This window comes from Dactylosporangium sp. NPDC049525 (assembly GCF_040676755.1).
Lineage (GTDB): Bacteria > Actinomycetota > Actinomycetes > Mycobacteriales > Micromonosporaceae > Dactylosporangium.
In genome coordinates, this window is the sequence record NZ_JBFAPO010000018.1 from 139,600 (window position 1) to 159,110 (window position 19,511).

Here is a 19,511-nt window from a genome sequence, read left to right on the forward strand (position 1 = left end):
ACGCCGGCGCCGTCCGACGGGGTCGCGGACGGCGCCGGCCGGGCGCTCAGCGGGTCAGCAGGTAGATCACCACGAAGATGGCGACGGCGATGCCGAGGATCGCGCCGAGGCCGAGCGGTGACCGGCCGTTGCGCGGGGGCCTGGCGTAATGTCCTCTGACCCAGGGCATGGCATCTCCTTCGCATCGCATGCGTCGTGATCGGCCGCCGGTGCTCCGGCGACATCCATCAAACTGCATGGTTCCCAGACCGCCATTGATCAAACCGCGTCCATCTGCGCAACGGTCGCTCACGGGCCGCCCGCAGGCGATACGGTGGCCAGATGAGTCCAGCAGAGGAGCATCGCAGCATCGCCGGCACGTTCACCGACCGCGTCCGCGGGGTTCCCGCCGGCGGCTGGGACCGGCCGGCCCCGTGCGAGGGTTGGGTGGCCCGTGACGTCGTCGACCACCTCGTCGAGTGGCTCCCGGGGTTCCTGCACGCCGGCGCCGGCATCGAACTGCCGAAGGGCCCGCCGGTCGGCGACGACCCCATCGCCGCCTGGCAGGTGCACACCGACGCCGTGCAGGCGATCCTCGACGACCCGTCCTACGGCGAGCGGGTCGTCACCAACCCGCACATCGGCGCCGTCCCGCTCCACACCGCGATCAGCCAGTTCTACACCGCGGACGTGTTCCTGCACACCTGGGACCTGGCCCGCGCCACCGGCCAGGACGAGCACCTCGACCCCGAACGCTGCGCGGTCATGCTCGAGGAGATGCTGCCGCTGGACGAGGTGCTGCGCGACAGCGGCCACTACGGCCCCCGCGTCCGCGTCCCCGACGACGCCGACGTGCAGACCCGGCTGCTCGCCTTCATCGGCCGCAACCCGTTGTAGGACCCGCCACATACCCGGCCGGGTCAGTGCCGCCGCTCGACGTCGTCACCCCCGGGTCAAGAGTTGCCGCCTTCGCCGTGTTCGGTGGCGGTCTGCGGGCCGTGGACGGTGTCGTCGGAGTCGGGCTTGTGGTCGAACGGCAGGCCCGGCGCGTCGGCCTGACCGCCGAGGCCGAGCGGCGCGGTGACGCCGGCGGCCGAGCCGTTCGGGGTGTCCGCGTCGTCGATGGCGCCGGCGCCCGCGGTGGCCGGTGTGGCGGTGGTGCCCATCGTGTACTGCTCGTCGCTGTCGTCGTCGCTCATGCCGTGCTGTTACCCAGTTCGGCCGGGTCCTCCCACGCCGGTCCGCGCCGTCCCTCCCGCGCCGGTCCGCGCCGGTCTCCCGCGCCGGTCCGCGCCGGCCCGGAGGTGGGTGGGAAGCAGACGGTGATGTCGAGGCCGCCCTGGGGGCGGGCGTGGGCGGTGAGGGTGGCGCCGTGGGCGTTGACGATGGCCGCGACGATGGCCAAACCCAGCCCGTGCCCGCCGGTGTGCCGGGTGCGGTCGGCGCCGTGCCGCTGGAACGGCTGGAAGAGCCGGGCGATCTGGTCCGGCTCGATCACGGCGCCGGTGTTGCTGATCGAGATGCGGCCCGGGGCCGCCGTGGTGAGCTCGACGGTGCCGCCGGGGACGTTGTGCTGCAGGGCGTTGTCGACGAGGTTGGTGACGAGGCTGCCGAGCAGATGCGGGTCGCCGGCCACCGGCGCCGGGGCGAGCGCGGTGTGCAGGCGGATGCCACGCTCGCCGATCGGTGCGCCGCGTGCCTGTACCACGGTGCGGGCGACGTCGGCGAGGTCGACCGGTTCCCAACGGTCGATGCCGCGTTGGCCGTGTGCCAGGGTGAGCAGCGCGCTGATCAGGTGTTCTTGTTCCTCGCCGAGGGTGAGCGCCACCTCGCACGCGGCCCGCAGCGTGTCGGTGCCGGCGTCGGGGTCGGCGAGGGTGACCTCCAGCAGGGTCCGCTGCGCCGCCACGGGGGTGCGCAGTTCGTGGGAGGCGTTGGCGACGAAGAGCCGCTGCGCGGTGAACGCGTCCGCGAGGCGCCGGGCGAGGTTGTCGAGGGTGTCGGCGAGTTCGGTGAACTCGCGGTAGGACGCGTCGACCCGCAGCCGGCCGGGGAGGTCGCTGGCGGACATGGCGCGGGCCGAGGCGGTGAGGACGCGCAGGGGGCGCAGCGCCCGGGTGGCGGTCAGCCAGCCGAGCCCGGCCGACAGCAGGACGAGCACCGCCAGCGCGGCCGCGGAGTAGCGCAGCACGTCCGGCAGGTTGCCGGTGTACGGCGTGCCGGAAGGGACAGGCGCCGGTGCCGGCCCGTTCGGGTCCGGGGTGGTGTGGCCGGCGCTCAGCAGCGGCAGGTCGACGACGGCCAGCAGGACGATGCCGGAGGCGAGGAAGAGGCCCGCGTGCAGCAGCGCGAGCCGGGTCACCAGCCGCGGCGCCGGGCCGGTCACGGTTCGCCGATGCGGTAGCCGCCCTCGCGGACGGTGTGGACCGCCGGCGGGTCGCCGAGCTTGGCCCGCAGCCGCCCGATCGTGGTCTTCACGGTCGTGGTGAACGGGTCGGTGGCCTCGTCCCAGATGCGTTCCAGTAGTTCCTCGGCGGGCACGGCCCGGCCGGCGTTGGCCAGCAGGTAGGCGAGGACCGCGAACTCCTTCGGACCCAGGTCCAGGCGGCGCTCGGCGCGGAACGCGACCCGCCGGTTGGGGTCGAGTTTCAGGTCGCCGTTGTCCAGCACCGGCGGCAGCGCCACCGCGGGCCGACGGTTCAGGGCCCGCACGCGGGCGGCCAGTTCGGCGAAGTTGAAGGGCTTGGACAGGTAGTCGTCGGCGCCGAGGTCCAGGCCGTCGACCCGGTCGCGGATGGTGCCGGCGGCGGTGAGCATCAGCACCCGGCTGCCCGAGCCGCCGGCCACGATCCGCCGGCACACCTCGTCGCCGTGCACGCCGGGCAGGTCGCGGTCCAGCACGACGACGTCGTACCGGGTGGCGGCCAGGCGTTCGAGGGCGGCGTGCCCGTCGCACACGACGTCGACGGCCATGCCCTCGCGGCGCAGCCCGGCGGCGATCGCCGCGCTCATCACCGGATGGTCCTCGACCACCAGCAGTCTCGTCATAGCGATCCACTCTGCCAAATCACAGGTGACAGCACGGTGACAGCCGGACGTACCGTGCTGTCACCGGCCGGGGCGTAGAAACCGTGGCCATGAGTGATGCCACCATCGAGGTCGCCGGGCTGCGCAAGCGGTACGGCTCGACCACGGCCCTGGACGGGATGACGTTCACCGTCGTGCCGGGCCGGGTCACCGGTTTCGTCGGCCCAAACGGGGCGGGCAAGTCCACCACCATGCGGATCGCGCTCGGCCTGCACCGCGCCGACGCGGGCCGGGCGCTGATCGGCGGCCGACCCTACCGCGACCTGCGCCGCCCGCTCAGCCGGGTCGGTGCGCTGCTGGACGCCGCCGCGGTGCACCCGGCGCGTTCCGGCGGCAACCACCTGCTGTGGTTGGCGCACTCGCAGGGCCTGGGCCGGCGGCGGGTCGACGAGGTCGCCGGGCAGGTCGGGCTGACCACCGCGATCGGCCGGCGGGCCGGCGGCTACTCGCTGGGGATGCGGCAGCGGCTGGGGATCGCCGCGGCGCTGCTCGGTGACCCGCCGGTGCTGCTGCTCGACGAGCCGTTCAACGGCATGGACCCGGAGGGCATCGTCTGGATGCGCGGCTTCCTGCGGCACCTGGCCGGTCAGGGCCGCGCCGTCCTTGTCTCCAGTCACCTGATGGGTGAGCTGCAGGACACCGCCGGTCATGTGGTGGTCGTCGGCCGCGGCCGGGTCATCGCCGACACGAGCGTCGCGGACCTGGTCGCCAACGCCTCCGGGGACCGGCTCACCGTGCGGACCCTCGCCGTCGAGGCGGCGGCGCGGGCGCTGACCGGGGCGGGGGCCGGCGTGGCCGGTGCGGGCGACGGGGCGCTGGCCGTACACGGGCTGCCCGCCGAACGTGTGGTGACCGCGCTGACCGCGGCCGCGATCCCGTTCTCCGAGGTGGCACCGCACCGGGCCACCCTCGAGGAGGCCTACCTCCAGCTCACCCGCGAGGCGGTCGAGTTCCGCCCCGCCGCGACGCCGCAGGAGTCGCGATGATGGCGTTCCGGGGGTTGCTGCACGCGGAGTGGACCAAGTTCAGGTCGGTGCGCGGCTGGGCGACCGGCACCGCGGTCGCGGCGCTGATGATCGTGCTGTTCGCCGTGCTCACCGGCGCCAGCGCCACCGGTGACGGCGCCCGGCCGATCCCGGTCGGGCCGGACGGCGGGCCGGTCAGCGACAGCTTCTACCTCGTGCACCAGCCGCTGCACGGCGACGGCAGCATCACCGTCGACGTCACCGCGCTGACCACCGTGATCGCCGGGGAGAGCGGCGGGACCGTCCCCTGGGCGAAGGCCGGGCTGATCATCAGGGCGGGCGAGCGGCCCGGGTCGAGCTACGCGGCGGTCATGGTCACCGGCGGGCACGGGGTCCGGATGCAGCACGACTACGTCCATGACCACGCCGGGCCGCCCGGCCAGGTCTCCGCCGCCGGACCACGCTGGCTGCGGCTGACCCGGACCGGCGACACGATCACCGGCGAGGCGTCCACCGACGGCAGCCGGTGGAGCCCGTTGGCCACGGTACGGCTGCCCGGGCTGGCCGCCACCGTGCAGGCCGGGTTGTTCGTCGCCTGCCCGAACGCCGTGCAGGGGCGCGGCACCGTCACCGCCGCCGCCACCGCCGTGTTCGGCCGGCCCGACCTGCAAGGGCAATGGCCGCAGGGCAGGTGGGACGGCGAGCAGTTCGGCGCCGGCACCGCCACGTTCGGCGGGTATCCGCCGGTGCCGACCGGGGGCGCCGTGGACGTTCACGGGCCGCGCATGTCGGGCGGGTTCGCCCCGGCCGGAGACGGCTTCACCGTGACCGGCGCCGGCGACCTCGCCCCGGCGACCCGCTCCGAGATCCCCACCGGCGGCGTCGCCGGGGACCTGCTGTTCGGCGCGTTCCCCGCCCTCATCGCGCTGTGCGTGGTGGGCGCGCTGTTCATCACCACCGAATACCGCCACGCGCTCATCGGCACCACCCTGACCGCCGGCCCGCACCGGACCCGGGTCCTGGCCGCCAAGGCGATCGTCCTCGGCGGCGTCACGTTCGTCACGAGCCTGCCGGCCGTCGCGCTCGCCCTCCCGCTCGGCGAGCAGATCGCCCGCGCGCAGGGCCTCTACCTGTTCCCCGTCACCACGGCCGCGGCCGCGCGCATCGACGTCGGCCTCGCGGCGCTGCTGGCCCTCACCGCCGTGTTCGCCCTCGGTGTCGGCACGGTACTGCGGCGCAGCGCAACGGCCGTCACCACGGTCGTCGTGGCGCTCGTCCTGCCGCACCTGCTGGTGCTCACCCCGATCCTGCCGGCGTCCGCGCAGCGCTGGCTGACCCTCGTCACGCCCGACGCGGCGTTCGCCGTGCAGCAGACGCTCATCCGGTATCCGCACGTCGACGGCGTCTACACCCCGGCCAACGGCTACTACCCGCTCGGCGCCCTGCCCGGCCTGGCCGTCCTGTGCGGGTACACCGCGGTCGCCCTGGGCCTGGCCGCGGTCCTGCTGCGCCGGAGGGACACGTGAGGCCCGCGCTGCGTGCCGAGTGGACGAAGCTGCGTACCACGCGCGGCCCGGCCTGGCTGCTGCTGGCCGCCGTCGCCGTGACCGTGGCGCTCGGCGCGGCGGTGACCGCGGCGCTGTCCTGCCCGGGCGCCGGCTGCGGCCTGGACGCCGTGCAGCTCAGCCTCGCCGGCGTCTACCTCGGTCAGGCCCCGGTGGCGATCCTGGCCGTCCTCGTCATCAGCGGGGAGCACAGCACCGGCCTGATCGGCACGACCCTGACCGCCGTTCCCCGCCGGCCGGCCGTCCTCGCCGCCAAGGCGGCCGTCGTCGCCCTGGCGGTGGCGGCCGCCGGTGGCCTCGCGTTCCTCGCCTCGCTGCTGGTCGCGCGGGCGGTCCTGCCCGGCAACGGGCTCCCGGCGCCGTCGTTCGCCGACGGGCCGACCGTGCGGGCCTACGCCGGCTCCGTCCTGTACCTCGTCCTCATCGCGCTGCTCGGCCTCGGCGCCGGCGCGATCGTGCGGGATTCGGCGGCGGCCGTCGGGATCGTCCTCGGCCTGCTCTACCTCCCGCCGATCCTCGCCCTGTCGGTGGGCAACGCGCACTGGCAACGGCTCCTGCAGCAGGCCGCGCCGATGAACGCCGGGCTCACGATCCAGTCCACCGGCTCGGGCGCGGCGCCCATCGGCCCGTGGGGCGGCCTGGCGGTGCTCGCGGCGTGGGCGGCGGGCGCGCTGCTCGCCGGCACCCTGCTGCTCCAGCGCCGCGACACCTGACACCGCGGGGACAATGCCGCGACATCTGACAACGCCGCGACGGCGCCGCGACACTTGGCGGCGCAGGGACAGCGGCGCGCCGCATGCGGCCGGTAGCCTCGGCGGCATGCGGCGGTTCGCGCAGCGGAGGGTCCGGCGATACCTGCTGCACGCACTCACCATCATCGAACGCCGCGCGCTGTACAGCGCCACGCTGGACTGGGCCACGATCCGCGCGGAGGCGGTCGCCGGGTGCGCCGGCGCGGTCGAATACGCCGACACCCACGAGTTCCTCGCCGGCGTGCTGCGGCAGGCGGGCGGTCCGCACAGCGGGTTCCGGCCGCCTCGCCCGGGTGGCACCCGGCGCGCGGTCGAGCCGCCCAGCGGCGGGCTCGTCGACGGCGCCGGCCACCTCCGCCTGCCCGGGTGCGGCGGCGGCCACCGCGAATACCGCGCCGTCGGCCACCGGCTGGTGCGCGACCTCGCCGCCGCCGGACCGGCCGGGTGGGTCGTGGATCTGCGCGGCAACAACGGCGGCAACATGTGGCCGATGCTCGCCGTGGTCGCGCCGCTGCTGCCCAGGGGCGTCCTCGGCTACTTCGTGCCACCGGCCGGGCCGGACCTGGTCTGGCGGCTGCGGCGGCGCCGGGTCACGCTCGGCCGCCGCACGCAGGCCCGCACCGGCCCGCACCACCCGGTGCCCGCCACGCCGGTGGCGGTCCTCACCGACGGCCGGACCGCGAGCTCCGGCGAGGCCGTCGCGGTGGCGTTCCGCGGGCGGCCGCGGGTGCGCACGTTCGGCACGGCGACGATGGGCATGACCAGCGGCAACGAGACACACCTGTTGCGTGACGGCACGCTGATGTACGTGACGTCGTCGTACTTCGCCGACCACCGCCGCACCGTCTACCGCGGCCCGCTCCCGCCCGACGAGGACGGCGGCGGCGACCCGCTCACGGCGGCCGTCGACTGGATCCGCCGGACGAGCTGACGGCGGCCACCGGCCCGCGTCGGCGATGAACGTTTCGCGCCGAAATGTTTTCGGCACGCAGGGTGGCCCTTTGCTGCTGCTTAAGTCTTGGCACAACGTGTCACATGATTGACATGCGCCGATTTGTCCTGGCACAGTTCGAAAAGGTTTTCGTCGATGTGACGGGCCCGCCGCCCCGGGTCGTGCACCGCCGCCCGTGATCGCATCGATCCCCCGCACCCCTCATGAAGGGAGACCGAACCATGCCCGGATCCGTACCGGCCCGGCGAAGACTCGCCCGTGGCAGCACCACCCGGATCGCCGTCGCGGTGCTCGCCGCGCTCGGCCTCGTCGGTGTCAGCGCCTTCGCCGGCACCGCGCTCGCCGACGACGGGGCGGGCCGGCGCGCCGACCTGACCGCCGTCCCCGCCAACGACGCCGCCAAGGGCCTCGTCTACGACGGGCTGCAACGCCGCCCCGCCGGACCCTGCGGTGCCGGCCTGCTGGAGGTCAAGGGCACCAGCCCGGTCATGTGCACGCACGGCCCGGACGCCGTTCCCGCCGGCCTGTCCGTGAAGTCGAGCGTGCCGGCGCTCACCGCGGCGCCGCCCGCGGCCGCCGCGCAGTCCCTGGCGGTCTGCGAGGGCGACGGGACCAGCGGCCGCCGGGTCGAGGTCCTGTACATCCACGGCTCGACCAGCCGGTACACGCAGTACCTGGAGACGTTCCGTACCCTCGCCGAGGGCGTCGACACGATCTTCAACGAGAGCGCCAAGGAGACCGGCGGCGAGCGGCACGTCCGGTACGTCACCGAGACCGTCAACGGCGTGTGCCGGCCGGTCGTGCGCAACGTGCAGATCGCCGACGCCGCGTTGAACGCCAACGACTGGGCGCCGCTGCTCAACGCCGTCAAGGCCGCCGGGTACACCCGCACCGACCGCAAGTACCTGCAGTTCGTCGACGCGAACGTGTACTGCGGCATCGGCGGGCTGGCCGGCGACACCCGCAAGAGCGACGCGAACCGCTCCAACAGCGGCCCCGAATACGCCCGCGCGGACAACGGCTGCTGGTCCGCCGGGGTCGCCGCGCACGAGCTCGGGCACACCCTCGGCGCGGTCAACAACAACGCGCCCAACGCGTCCGGCTACGGGCACTGCACCGACGAGTGGGACGTCATGTGCTACAAGGACGGCGACAATGTCGTCATCCGCACCGTGTGCGCGAACCGCTCGCACGACGACCGGCTCGACTGCAACCACGACGACTACTACAGCACCAACCCGCCCGCCGGGTCGTACCTGTCGCAGTACTACAACGTCGCGGACAACCTGTTCCTCATCAAGGGTCCCGGCGGCGGCAACCCGCAGCCCGACAGCAACCTCGCCCGGTCCGCGACCCCGTCGGCGTCCTACACCTCGGCGTGGGAGTCGGTCGCCGCGATCAACGACGGCATCGACCCGCCGTCGTCGAACGACACCGTCAATCCGCGCTGGGGCACCTGGCCCAACAGCGGCCAGCAGTGGGCCGAGCTCACCTGGTCGGCGAACCAGACGCTGCGGCGGGCGCAGGTGTACCTGTTCGACGACAACCAGGGCATCGACGTGCCGTCGAGCTGGAAGCTGCAGTACTGGACCGGCAGCGCCTACGCCGACGTGCCCGGGGCCAGCGGGTACCCGGTCACCGCCAACGCGTACATCACCGTCACGTTCACCCAGGTCAGCACCGCCCGCCTGCGGGTCGTGCTGCAGTCCAACGGCACGAGCTCGGTCGGTCTGCTGGAGGTCAAGGCCTACGCCAGCTGACGCCCGTCGCGGTCCCGGGGCCTGCGCACAGGTCACGGGACCGCGGTCCGCTCACGCCTGCGGGAAGATCGTGTGACGCAACGAGCTGCTCGTGCCGGTTGAAGCCGTAGGTGCCACGATAGGCGCCCCCGAATCCCCTGAGTGGCGGCCGGCGGCGCTGATCGACGTGCGGCTCGCCCCCGGAAGCACGATGCCGCGGCCCGGCGGTGTTGCGATGCTCAGGTCATAGCGGCCGCCGCCGCGGGACGCGCTGTACGGAAGGTGCCGCGCATGAAGCACCGCACGAAGCTGCTGATCGCAGGCGCCGCCGTCGCCGCGGTCGGTGTCACCGCCGCCGTCGTGCTCGTTGCCGGCCCGCGCGACGGCGGCGCGCTCACCGCGGACAGCGCCGGCGCGGTCGCGGCGGACGTCCCGGGTGCGCCGTTGCGGATCGCGGCGCCGGCCGGGACGTTCCGGCCCAACCAGCGGCTGGCGGTCGGCCGTCCGAAGACCGTGCCCGACATCGGCCGAGGGCGCCTGCTGACCGCCGCGGTGACGCTGACCGCCGGCGGTCAGCCGGCGCACCCGCTGGTCGTGGAGACGCGGGACGCCTACGACGTCGACCCGGGCCTCACCGTCGGCGCCCTGTGGGACGAGGCCACCGGGCGGGTGGAGGCACTCGCCGTGGAGCGGCTGCCGGACGGGCGGTTACGGATCCGCGTGCCGCACCTGACGGTGGTCGGCATCGTGTCGTACACCTCCCTCGATGACCTGCGCGGCTGGCTGGAGGGGCCGGTGTACGAGGGGGTGGTGCACGCCGTCAAGGACTTCTTCGACGCGCCGTTCGACTGCCCGGTGCCCACCTTCGCCACCACGCTGCTGGACGTCGTCCAGTACCCGGCCAGTGTGCGCCTGCAGCTGGACGCCGACGACGACCCGGCCATCACCGGCGCCGCCCGGCTCGGCTTCTGCAACAAGCTCAGCCTGGTGTACGACTACACCGCGCACGGTGCGGCGAGGTCCGACGGTCTCCTGCTGCCGCGCGGCACGCTGACCGTCGCCCTGCCGTTGCGCGGCCTGGCCGGCGATCCGTTCGTCGTCGACGCGAAGTACACCGGGCGGGCTGCGGTCGCCACCGCGCTGCTCGCCGCGCTGCAGCTGCTGCCGAACGGCGGTCGCATCGTCAAGGACGTCGTCAGCGACGGGCTGCTCGACGCGGACGTCCTCGCGCTGCTGACGAACACGGCCCGGTCCTGTGCGAGCTCGATCGACGCCGCGCTCGCGCAGGACGACGCGAGCCTCTGGGACGGGGCGGTGTCGTGCTGGCGCAACCAGCACGACTTCGCGCAGGCGGTCGTCGACGTCTTCACGAAGAAGGCGATCGACCTCGGCCTGGAGTCGGCGGCGTCGGCCAAGGCCCTGCCGCTCATGGCGATCCTGACCGGCCAGTCGCTGAACCGGATCTGGGCCGAGCGGTATTTCTTCGGCAGACCCGAGGCGGTGTCGTTCTCGTACCGGCTGCGCTGCGAGCTGCGCGGGATCGTCGGCTGCCCGCCTCGCACCGGCGCGAGCGGGTCGCCGAGCCCGTCGGGGCGGCCGTCCGGCCCGGCGTCCGGTCAGGCCGCCGCGGTCGACGTGCGCGGCCTCGTCGGCCGGTGGAGCGGTCCGGACAACCTGATGGACATCCGCGCCGACGGCACCGGCACGCTCAGCGTCCCGTGCGCTCCCCCGGACCTGCTCCCCGACCCGTGCACCGCCGACCTCATCCACGTCGCGTTCCGCGTCACCGCGCGGACCGCCACGGTCGTCACCGTGAAGGTCACCCGCACCGACTCCGCGCAGATCAGCGGCACCGTGAGGTTCCAGCGGGACGCGGGACCGCCGCAGGTCCTCGTGCTCAACGAGGAGCTGGGCTGGTATTTCTGCAAGGAGGACGACCCGCGCCCGCCCACGTTCGAGTGCTCGTAGGCGGGTCCCACCGGCCGGCGTCAGGCCGTGGCCTGCGGCCGGAAGTCCTCGGCGTGGTCCTGGGCCCATTGCTCAAAGTCGCGGGCCGGTGCGCCGGTGATCCGCTCGACGGTGTCGGTCACCGGCTCGGGCGTGTCCACCAGCGAGGCCCAGTAGGCCAGCGCGCTGTCCGCGAAGGCCGGGTCCGCCCAGCTGAGCATCCCGGCGCGGGCCTCCTGCGCGGTGATCTCCTCCGCCTGCGCCGGGGTGCCGGCGACCGCAGCGAGGATGCGCACCTGTTCGGCCTGGGTACGTGCGGCCGGGCCGGTGAGCACGTACGCGCGCCGGGAGTGCCCCTCCTCGGTCAGCGCCCGCACCGCGACGTCGGCGATGTCCCGTTCGTGGATCAACGACCTGGCCGCGGCGGGGTACGGGATGCGGACCGGACCACCGGCGCGTACCTCGGCGGCCCAGCCGAGGGTGTTCGTCGCGAACCCGCTCGCGCGCAGGAACGTCCAGTCCAGGCCGGTGGCGCGGATCGCGGCCTCGACCTGCCCCCACACGCCGTTGGCGGCCGGCGGGAGGTCGTCGCGGACGCTCATCGCCGACACGTACACGACCCGGCTGGCCTGGCCGGCGACCGCGTCGACCACGGCGGGCGCCCCCTCGGCCGACAGGAACGGCCACAGCAGGAACACCCGGTCGACGCCGGCGAGGGCACCGCGCAACGTCTCCGGGTCGGTGAGGTCACCCGCGACCGGTTCGGCGCCCTCCGGCAGCGCGGCCGTGGCCGGCGCGCGGGACAGCGCCCGCACGGCGACGTCGCGGGCCCGCAGGCCGGCCACGACGTTGCGCCCGATGTGGCCCGTGGCCCCGATCACGAGGGTCTTGCCGGTGGCTGTCATGAACTGAGCGTCGAACATCAACAAGGGTTCAGGTCAAGCGGGTCTCACAGGTGGGTGGCCGCGACCAGGGTGCAGGCGGCCCCGGCCAGCATCAGGCCGTGCAGGATCATGTGCTCGACGTTCGGCCGGGGCCGCTCGCCGATGCGCGGCAGGACGATCAGGGTCTGCGCGTAGGTGCGGGCGTGCAGCTCCGCCCAGGTGGTGCCGGTGCCCGCGGTGGCCCACGGCGCGGTGACGCCGATGAGGTACGGCATCCACCACAGCACGAGCCCACCGGCGGCGAACAGCAGCTCCAGTGCACCGGCGACGTAACCCAGTACCGGCGAGGACAGCGCCGCCGCGAGCGCCAGCAGCACGGCGGGCAGCGTCATCATCGGCGCGTTCACGGCGACCTCGGTGCGCTGCTCGGCGCGCTTGGCGTCGCGGACGTTGTTCAGCGGATACAGGTCGACCAGCGTGACGAGCAGGAAGTAGACCACCGCGGCCAGCAGCAGGGTCAGGGCGAACGCGAGCATGTGCGACCTCCGGCAGAGTGATGTTTACGCTGTAAGCATTCTTGACGCTGCTATCGTGGCTTACGCCGTAAGCATGGTCAAGGGGGTACGGGTGCCGGATCGCCGCAGTGGCGCCAAGGCCGGGTTGAGCCGCGAACGCGTGCTCGACGGCGCGCTGGAGTATCTGGACGCATATGGGCTGCCCGCGCTGTCGATGCGCAAGCTCGGCACGCACCTCGGTGTGGAGGCGATGTCGCTCTACCGACACGTACCGAACAAGGCCGCGCTGCTCGACGGGCTCGTCGACCGGGTGATGGAGCTCGCGTTCGCCGGCCTGCAGGACCCCGCGCCGGGCTCCTGGGTGCCGTGGGTGCGGCGGTTCGCACACGGCTTACGCGCCGCACTGCGCGCGCACCCCGGCGTGCTGCCCCTCGCCGCGACCCGCCCCGTGAACTCCCCCGAGGCGCTGCAACTGTCGGAGCGCTGGCTGGGGTCGATGCGCGCCGCCGGGCTCCCGCTGGGCCGGGCGATGGACGTGATCAACGTGGTGGCCACGTTCACGATCGGGCACACCCTCGCCGAGGTCGGCCAGACCCCCGGCCACGAGGGCACCGAACCGGACCTCGACCAGCACGCCGGCGACCTGGATCCGGAGCAGTTCCCGAACCTGCTCGAGGTCATCACCACCCGCGCCGGTCTCGACTTCGACACCCGCTTCACGGAGGCGATCGACATCCTGCTCGCCGGCTACGCCGCCCTGCCCCTGCCCGCGTGACCGCCCGGGGTCACCGCGGCGCGCCGGCCTCCCTGGTTGCCGGGGCGGCGGCGAACCGGTGGGCGACGATGCTCCCGCCGACCACGATCCCGAGGATGATCGGCCCGGAGTAGAAGTAGCCCGGGAACATGCCGACATCGCCGAGCGGGGCCATGATGCCCGCGGCGACCCCGCCCGACACCGCGACGACCACGACGATCGGCAGGCCGCGCCACCGCCGGCCGGCCAGCGCGCCGATCAGGCCGACCAGCAGGATGACCGCCGCCGTGCCGGCACCCACCGGCACTGCCGGGTCCGGCGCCTCCGACGCATCGCCGATGCGTGGCGGTGCGACGTAGAAGCAGCACCCTTCACCGGAGTCCGGCACTCCCTGCCGGTGCCAGGCGCCTCGCACGTCCCGGTAGAGCAGCCCGTCCCGCCCGTTCGCGACGAAGACGACGTGCCCGCCCGGCACCGAATGCACGACGAGCGACAGCGATGACAGGTGCTGAGCCGGGTCGCCGAGATCCGGATATGTCGACTTGATCCTGGTGTACCTGCCGCCGCTCACCTCCCACACCGTGGTGAACGTGACGCCGCCGTCGGTGCTGTGCTCCACCCGCAACCCGTCGCCGGGCACGCGGTAGCACAGCTCGCCGGCGCACTGCGTCGCCTGTGGCTCGGCGACGACGCCGTCGGCCGGTTCGAAGAAGCCGACCGCCTCGCCGGTGTCGTCCGCCAGCCACGCAGCGGCCGTCCCGTCCCGCACGGTCCGCACCACGACGGTGCCCGGCCGGGGGCCTTCCACGACCGCGGTCACCTCGCCGAGCGACCGCAGGTCCCGGGCCGTGCAGGCGCGCATGCTCACCCACAGCCCGGCACACACCAGCACGCACATGATCACGATCCTGACCGCATTCCCCCGTGTGTTCATCCATTCAGGCTCGCCGACATCGACAACGTGCCGGCCCCGGTCCGGACACGACACAGTGTCGATGCGGCCGGACGTGGAACGGGCTGGAACGCCCATCACGTGAAGCGCGCCGGCACACGGCTGGCGCGCCATGACGGAGGGAACGACGATGCGTGGACTTCGAATCGCGGGTCTGTTGTCGGCGGTCGCTGCGGTGGCCGCGGGGGGCGCGCTGGCGATGGCGTCACCGGCGGCTGCCGCGATCCCGGGCGATCCGATCACGAGCAATCTCAACCGTAATCTGTGCCTGGAGCCGCAGGGCAAGTCCGCGGCCCAGGGCACTCCGATCGTGCAGAACGTCTGCGACGGGTCGTCGACGCAGAACTGGCGGCTGGACAACTCGGTCAGCTCCTCGAAGGGGCACGTGACCAACGGCAACGGCATGTGCATGGACGCCCGGGGCGGCGCCGTCAACGGCACCCCGGTCGTGCTGTGGACCTGCAACTCGATCAGCAACGAGAACTGGCAGTCGCCGCCGTTCACGGGCAAGTTCATCTCGCGGGTGTCCGACACCAGCTCGCACTGCCTGGACGTGCCGTTCAGCTCGGGCCAGGTCGGCCTGCAGGTCTGGATCTGGGGCTGCAACGGCACCCTGGCGCAGAGCTGGGACGCGCACGACGTCGTGATCGTCGAGGACTGACACCACTGAGGTCGGGCGGCCGTCAGCTGATGGCGGCCGCCCGGATCCACCGGATCGCCGCTTTCAGGTGCTCCAGGCGATCTGCGGCGACCGGCAGAAGTTGACCTCCTGCGCCTCCCAGCGCGGGCCGTGCGTCGCGAGCCGGCGGGCGAACCCGGGCCAGTCGTGCGTCGCCCACGGCGACCAGCTCACCTCGGCGAGGGCCGCGAGCCGGGGGAACGCCATGTACTCGACGTCGACGTACGACGTGAGCGTCTCCGACCACAGTGGACCCTCGACGCCCAGCACGGCCGGCTCGGGCACGCCGTCCATGTAGGTGCCGGGTCCCAGTCGTAGATGTCGGCGACGTCGATGCAGCCGGCCCATGTGTAGCCGATCGGGGTGCTCAGGTCGTACTTCATGTCGAGGTACACCTTGTGCGCCGGGGACAGCAGGACCCGGTTGCCGCGGGCGACGGCGGCGGCCATCAGCGGGTCGCTGGACTCCCGGCCCCAGTACTGCGGGACCGTGGAGACCGGCAGGCCGGGCGAGCGGAGGATCTCGTGCCAGCCGATGACCGACTTGCCGAGCCGGGCGGCCATTGGCAGCACCCGGTCGATGAATGCGAGACGGCCCTCCTCCGGCGTCGCGTGCGTCTCGTCGGTGCCCAGGTGCAGGTACTCCCCCGGGGTCAGGGCGGCCACCTCGCGCAGCACGTCGTCGACGAACCGGTAGGTGATCTCCTTGTCGGTGGCAAGGGAGCTGAACCCGGTCGCGTTGCCCCGGGCGGTGAACAGCGGCGGCGCCACGCCGTCCGCGTTCAGCTCCGGGTAGGACGCGAGCGCCGCGTTGGTGTGGCCCGGCACGTCGATCTCGGGAATGACCGTCACGTGCCGGCTCGCCGCGTACGCGACCAGGTCCCGGTATTCCTGCTGCGTGTAGTAGCCGCCGGGGCCGCCGCCGACCTGGGTGCTGCCGCCGTAGGTCGCCAGGCGCGGCCAGCTGCGGATCTCGATGCGCCAGCTCTGGTCGTCGGTGAGGTGCAGGTGCAGGACGTTGAGCTTGTACCGCGCGATCTGGTCGATGAACCGCTTGACCTCCGCGACGGTGGAGAAGTGCCGCGACACGTCCAGCATCGCCCCGCGGTGCGCGAACCTCGGCTGGTCGTGCACCTCACCGCCGGCGACGACCCAGCCCGCGCCGGCCTGCGCCGGCAGCAGCTGGCGCAGCGTCTGCACGCCGGCGAACAGGCCCGCGGGCGTGGCCGCGGTCAGCGTCACCGACCGGCGCGTGACGCGGAGCCGGTAGCCCTCCGGGTGCGGCACCGCGGCGACGTCCAGGACCAGCGCGATCGCGCCGTCGGGTGCCGGCCCCGGGAGCACCCGCACCGGGTGCCCGGTGCCGGCGCGCAGCAGCTCGGCCAGGTGCTCGGCGACCGGTGCGGCGGCATCGACGGCGTGGACGGCGGTCGCCGCGGTGACCGCGAAGTCCTCCGCGGGCGCCGGGCTCGCGAAGACCGGCGCCGGGATCAGGGTGTCCATGTTGGACGGTTGCGACGCGGGCACGGGCTGCCTCCCCAGGTCTGCGGTCCCACACGGTACCGCACATCCGCCGCCGTCGATCACCAGTTCCGCGGCGGCGGGGGTAGGGACAGCCCCCGCCCGCACTGGCCTGCTGCCGTCACTGTGCCGTGCGCCGCGGTGGTGTTTCGTGTGGTGGTGAACGTTGTGCGTGCCTCGACGCGGACGTCGCAGTGCTGGGACGCGGTCCTCGGCGGGACCGCCGTCGTGGTGCTCGTGGCGTTGCACCTCCTGCCGGACTCCGGCGGCGTCAACCCGGTGCACGGATGGCTGTCGGAGTACCCGTTGCGGTCGGTCGGTGTCGGCGCGCCGTACGCGCTGGCCCTGCTGAGCGGGAACGCCGCCACGGTGCGGGCGGGCATCGCCATGGCCCGGCACGGGCTGCTACGCGGCTGGGCGGCGAAGGCGCTGCTCGCCGTGTGGTGTCTGAGCCTGCTGACGCTGACCGTGTTCCTCAAGGATCCCGCCGGTTCGCCCGGCACCTGGTACGGCGAGGTGCACAAGCTGTCCACGATGGTGAACTTCGCGAGCCTGCCGGCGCTGTGCGTGCTGCTGTGGTGGCGGTTCCGCGACGTGCCGCGGTGGCGCGGGAACGCGCGCACGATGGGCGTGCTCGCGGCGTTGCACGTCGCCTGCGCGGTGCCGTTCGTGGCGGTGTTCGTCGCCCACAGCAACGACGCGGGGGTGGCCGGCACGGCGCTCGGCCTCATCGAACGCGGCATCGTCGCCGTCGACATCTGGACGATCGCGACGATGACCAGGTGGTCCCGCGCCGTGTCGAGCGCCGGCTGACCGGCCGGGCGGATCGCGGGGCACGCCGCTGTGTCACGATCGAGCCATGTCCGAGTGGGTCTACTTCATTCATCCGCCGCGCACCAACTTCGCCGCGACCATGACCGATGCGGAGCAGGCGGTCTGGGCCAGGCACTTCGAGCGGCTGCAGCGGCTCCTCGCCGAGGGCGTCCTGGTCCTGGCCGGTCCCACGCTCGGTGACGTCAACACCGGCATCGCCATCATCGAGGCCCCGGACGAGGCAGCGGCGCGACGCGTCATGGACGAGGACCCGGTGATCGCCGGCGGGTTCGCGAAAGGCGAACTGCGGGAGTTCCGCGTCTCCCTCCTGCGCGGACGCGCCTGACCTCGACGCACCTGAGCTTGCCGCGCCCGAGCTTGCCACGCCCGAGCTTGCCGCGCCCGAGCAGGGCGCGGGCGCTCAGCGGGTCGGGGGCTTGACCCGGCGCAGCCAGTCGGCGGCCTCGCCGGTCGGGACGGGGCCGTCGACCCGCAGCAGCGGGGTCATCAGCGGATACTGGCGGCCGGTGTTCCAGCTGCGCGAATACGGCTCCGGGTCGAGCACGACCACCCGGACACCGTCGAGGTGCGGGATGTCGGCGGGGTTGCCCTCGTTCCAGATCCACTCGCCGTTGGCATCGACCAGGTTCCAGTTGCCGCGCAGGCCGCCGGCGGGCTGCAGGTCGTCGCCGGTGCCGGCGGCGGCCACCTCCACCGCGGTCGGCGGGCGGCCCGGGAGCAGGCCGCGGGACGGGTCGCCGATCAGGGCCGCGGCGAGCAGCGTGTGCAGCTGGAAGTTGTCGCCGATACCGCCGATCGTCACGCGGTATCCGCGGCCGGTGCCGGCGAAGCCGCGGTCCAGGACCAGCAGCGGCTCGTCGTCCAGGACGCGCAGCAGCCCGGCCAGCCAGGTCGGGGTGCCGTGCTGGTCCAGGACGGGCCGGATCGCCGTGGTGAGCCGGGCGCGCTGCGGGAGCGTGGTGCGCACGTCGGCGCGCTGGCACAGGTAGAGCACCGGCTGGACCCAGTCGTCGGCGCAGAACCACGCCTGCACCAGCAGCTCGGCCTCGTTGCCGTCCAGGCCGAGTCCGGCGGCCCCGCCGGCGAACCGTTGCATGGTCGAGCCGATCTCGTCGTGCGCCTGCGGGCGCGGCGGATCCCCGAACGCCGCCTGGTGCAGCTTCGCGAAACGGGCCGCCGACTCCATCGCCGCCGCGGCCCGGTCGACCAGGGTCGGCACGACCACGGCCGGGTCGGTGCCGTAGCCGGCCATGCTGCCGACCAGCTGCGCCAGGTTGCCGGCGATGCCGAACGGCAGGCTCAGCGCCGGCCGCAGCCGGACGAGCGCGGCCTGGACCGCGTCGGGCGGGGAGTCGGGCACGGCCCGTGCGATGCCGGGCAGCGCGACCTCGAACCCGTCGGGGTCCCGCGCGTCCATCGCCGCCAGCAGCATGTCGACCTGGCCGTCCAACGCCGTCATGCGGGCGATCATAACGATCACTGCCGCGGGTCGCTGTCCCGCCGCGAACCGGGGTTACGGTGGCGGCCATGGGGGCGAGGCGGGGAAGAATCACGGCCATCATGGCCGTCGGCCTGGTGGCGGTCTGCGGCTTCGGCTGCGTGCTGGCGAAGCGGGCGCTCGATCCCGTTGACGGGGACACGCTGGCGCAGGACATCGCGGAGGAGCAGGCGGAGCGGCTCAACACGCGGCTCGGCTACCGCAACCGGCCCCGCGACGCCGAGACCATCGCCGCGACCGAGGTGCGCGCGGACCAGCGCGCGGACCGGAGCGCCGACCGGACCCCGCAGGCGAGCCAGGTGGTGCCGCTGGCCTGGTCAGGACGGGTCTACGCGGACGAGACGGCCACCATCGACGTCCGGTTCACGGTGACGGTGACCGCCTATTACCCGGCCGCCTTCGGCGCGCGCGGCAACTCCGCCGGCAGCGCGACGCGGTGCTACCGGTACACGCTGAAGCTCTACCGGGACACCGCACGCCGCGGCATCCGCTGTCCGGCGAACGCCAGCCCGCCGGTGCCGTCGGCGGCGCCGGTGCTGCGGCTGCCCGGCGACGCGGCCGACCGCCTCGCCGCGGCGCTGCGCACCGCCACCCCGCAGACCCTCGCGGATGCGGTGCGCGCCGCGTTCCCACAGGAGGGCATCACGGTCGACACCGCGACGGCCGGCGAGACGCTCGTGGCCGCGGTGGGCGTGCCGGCGGAGCGCGACTGCATCGTGATGATCAAGACTGCGGACGGCGCGACCAGCACGGTCGGGTTCGACCGGGTCCAACTGGAGCCGGGCGAGACCGGGTGCCGCACCGCCCTGTACACCCGCCCCGTCCGCTGATCTCCGGCCGATGGCTGCGCGGACTAGCATGACTGGGGCGGCGGCGGTGAGGAGCGGGC

Annotated in this window: 22 protein-coding genes; 12 read left to right on the forward strand and 10 right to left on the reverse strand. The window is 73.6% G+C overall.

What is annotated here, in order from left to right; translation table 11 throughout:
* Nucleotides 1-46: 46 nt before the first annotated feature.
* Nucleotides 47-169, reverse strand: coding sequence for a hypothetical protein (locus tag AB0K00_RS25750; protein ID WP_363524440.1), 123 nt, complete (start codon nt 167-169; stop codon nt 47-49).
* A gap of 152 nt (nt 170-321) precedes the next feature.
* Here AB0K00_RS25750 and AB0K00_RS25755 point away from each other — a divergent pair, with 152 nt between their 5' ends.
* Nucleotides 322-876, forward strand: a complete 555-nt coding sequence (locus AB0K00_RS25755; RefSeq protein ID WP_363524443.1) for a TIGR03086 family metal-binding protein — start codon at nt 322-324, stop codon at nt 874-876.
* A gap of 56 nt (nt 877-932) precedes the next feature.
* Here AB0K00_RS25755 and AB0K00_RS25760 read toward each other — a convergent pair whose 3' ends face one another.
* From AB0K00_RS25760 to AB0K00_RS25770, 3 genes are read right to left on the reverse strand one after another with little or no spacing between them, the layout of a single operon-like run.
* Entirely contained in the window at nt 933-1,178 is a 246-nt protein-coding gene (locus AB0K00_RS25760; RefSeq protein ID WP_363524445.1) for a hypothetical protein, read from the reverse strand.
* A complete protein-coding gene (locus AB0K00_RS25765) occupies nt 1,175-2,365 on the reverse strand; it encodes a HAMP domain-containing sensor histidine kinase (protein WP_363524448.1) in 1,191 nt (396 codons plus the stop codon). Before AB0K00_RS25765 ends, AB0K00_RS25760 begins: the two co-directional genes overlap by 4 nt.
* Nucleotides 2,362-3,027: a response regulator transcription factor gene (locus tag AB0K00_RS25770; protein ID WP_363524451.1), complete on the reverse strand. Its 666-nt coding sequence runs from the start codon at nt 3,025-3,027 to the stop codon at nt 2,362-2,364. The genes AB0K00_RS25765 and AB0K00_RS25770 overlap by 4 nt, the downstream gene beginning before the upstream one ends.
* Before the next feature lie 89 nt (nt 3,028-3,116).
* On the opposite strand from AB0K00_RS25770, the gene AB0K00_RS25775 reads away from it, so the two are divergent.
* The 6 genes from AB0K00_RS25775 (at nt 3,117) to AB0K00_RS25800 (ending at nt 11,007) form a co-directional block, all read left to right on the forward strand.
* Nucleotides 3,117-4,052 (forward strand): ATP-binding cassette domain-containing protein, encoded by a 936-nt coding sequence (locus tag AB0K00_RS25775; protein ID WP_363524454.1) that lies wholly within the window; start codon nt 3,117-3,119, stop codon nt 4,050-4,052.
* Nucleotides 4,049-5,557 (forward strand): hypothetical protein, encoded by a 1,509-nt coding sequence (locus AB0K00_RS25780; protein ID WP_363524457.1) that lies wholly within the window; start codon nt 4,049-4,051, stop codon nt 5,555-5,557. Before AB0K00_RS25775 ends, AB0K00_RS25780 begins: the two co-directional genes overlap by 4 nt.
* A complete protein-coding gene (locus AB0K00_RS25785; RefSeq protein WP_363524460.1) occupies nt 5,554-6,309 on the forward strand; it encodes an ABC transporter permease in 756 nt (251 codons plus the stop codon). Before AB0K00_RS25780 ends, AB0K00_RS25785 begins: the two co-directional genes overlap by 4 nt.
* Nucleotides 6,310-6,415: 106 nt before the next feature.
* Nucleotides 6,416-7,279 (forward strand): S41 family peptidase, encoded by an 864-nt coding sequence (locus AB0K00_RS25790; RefSeq protein WP_363524463.1) that lies wholly within the window; start codon nt 6,416-6,418, stop codon nt 7,277-7,279.
* 242 nt (nt 7,280-7,521) lie between these two features.
* Entirely contained in the window at nt 7,522-9,060 is a 1,539-nt protein-coding gene (locus AB0K00_RS25795) for a hypothetical protein (RefSeq protein WP_363524465.1), read from the forward strand.
* A 270-nt stretch (nt 9,061-9,330) separates the two neighbouring features.
* A complete protein-coding gene (locus tag AB0K00_RS25800; RefSeq protein ID WP_363524468.1) occupies nt 9,331-11,007 on the forward strand; it encodes a hypothetical protein in 1,677 nt (558 codons plus the stop codon).
* Nucleotides 11,008-11,027: 20 nt separating this feature from the next.
* On the opposite strand, the gene AB0K00_RS25805 is transcribed toward AB0K00_RS25800, so the two are convergent.
* Nucleotides 11,028-11,891, reverse strand: a complete 864-nt coding sequence (locus tag AB0K00_RS25805; RefSeq protein WP_363524471.1) for an NAD(P)H-binding protein — start codon at nt 11,889-11,891, stop codon at nt 11,028-11,030.
* Nucleotides 11,892-11,935: 44 nt separating this feature from the next.
* Nucleotides 11,936-12,406 (reverse strand): hypothetical protein, encoded by a 471-nt coding sequence (locus AB0K00_RS25810; RefSeq protein ID WP_363524474.1) that lies wholly within the window; start codon nt 12,404-12,406, stop codon nt 11,936-11,938.
* A 55-nt stretch (nt 12,407-12,461) separates the two neighbouring features.
* Between AB0K00_RS25810 and AB0K00_RS25815 the strand changes: the two genes are divergently transcribed.
* Nucleotides 12,462-13,160: a TetR/AcrR family transcriptional regulator gene (locus AB0K00_RS25815; RefSeq protein ID WP_363524477.1), complete on the forward strand. Its 699-nt coding sequence runs from the start codon at nt 12,462-12,464 to the stop codon at nt 13,158-13,160.
* 10 nt (nt 13,161-13,170) lie between these two features.
* On the opposite strand, the gene AB0K00_RS25820 is transcribed toward AB0K00_RS25815, so the two are convergent.
* Nucleotides 13,171-14,073: a hypothetical protein gene (locus tag AB0K00_RS25820; protein WP_363524480.1), complete on the reverse strand. Its 903-nt coding sequence runs from the start codon at nt 14,071-14,073 to the stop codon at nt 13,171-13,173.
* A gap of 148 nt (nt 14,074-14,221) precedes the next feature.
* Between AB0K00_RS25820 and AB0K00_RS25825 the strand changes: the two genes are divergently transcribed.
* A complete protein-coding gene (locus tag AB0K00_RS25825; protein ID WP_363524482.1) occupies nt 14,222-14,752 on the forward strand; it encodes an RICIN domain-containing protein in 531 nt (176 codons plus the stop codon).
* 63 nt (nt 14,753-14,815) lie between these two features.
* Here AB0K00_RS25825 and AB0K00_RS25830 read toward each other — a convergent pair whose 3' ends face one another.
* The gene (locus tag AB0K00_RS25830) at nt 14,816-15,055 is read right to left on the reverse strand and encodes a family 20 glycosylhydrolase (protein ID WP_363524485.1); all 240 of its coding nucleotides are present in this window, start codon (nt 15,053-15,055) and stop codon (nt 14,816-14,818) included.
* Nucleotides 14,941-16,296, reverse strand: a complete 1,356-nt coding sequence (locus tag AB0K00_RS25835; protein ID WP_363524488.1) for a beta-N-acetylhexosaminidase — start codon at nt 16,294-16,296, stop codon at nt 14,941-14,943. The genes AB0K00_RS25830 and AB0K00_RS25835 overlap by 115 nt, the downstream gene beginning before the upstream one ends.
* A gap of 153 nt (nt 16,297-16,449) precedes the next feature.
* On the opposite strand from AB0K00_RS25835, the gene AB0K00_RS25840 reads away from it, so the two are divergent.
* Nucleotides 16,450-17,103, forward strand: a complete 654-nt coding sequence (locus AB0K00_RS25840) for a DUF998 domain-containing protein (protein WP_363524491.1) — start codon at nt 16,450-16,452, stop codon at nt 17,101-17,103.
* A 46-nt stretch (nt 17,104-17,149) separates the two neighbouring features.
* On the forward strand, nt 17,150-17,449 hold the full coding sequence (locus AB0K00_RS25845; RefSeq protein ID WP_363524493.1) for a YciI family protein: 300 nt from the start codon (nt 17,150-17,152) through the stop codon (nt 17,447-17,449).
* 75 nt (nt 17,450-17,524) lie between these two features.
* On the opposite strand, the gene AB0K00_RS25850 is transcribed toward AB0K00_RS25845, so the two are convergent.
* Nucleotides 17,525-18,583: a hypothetical protein gene (locus AB0K00_RS25850; RefSeq protein ID WP_363524496.1), complete on the reverse strand. Its 1,059-nt coding sequence runs from the start codon at nt 18,581-18,583 to the stop codon at nt 17,525-17,527.
* 68 nt (nt 18,584-18,651) lie between these two features.
* On the opposite strand from AB0K00_RS25850, the gene AB0K00_RS25855 reads away from it, so the two are divergent.
* Nucleotides 18,652-19,452 (forward strand): hypothetical protein, encoded by an 801-nt coding sequence (locus tag AB0K00_RS25855; protein ID WP_363524499.1) that lies wholly within the window; start codon nt 18,652-18,654, stop codon nt 19,450-19,452.
* Nucleotides 19,453-19,511 lie beyond the last annotated feature (59 nt).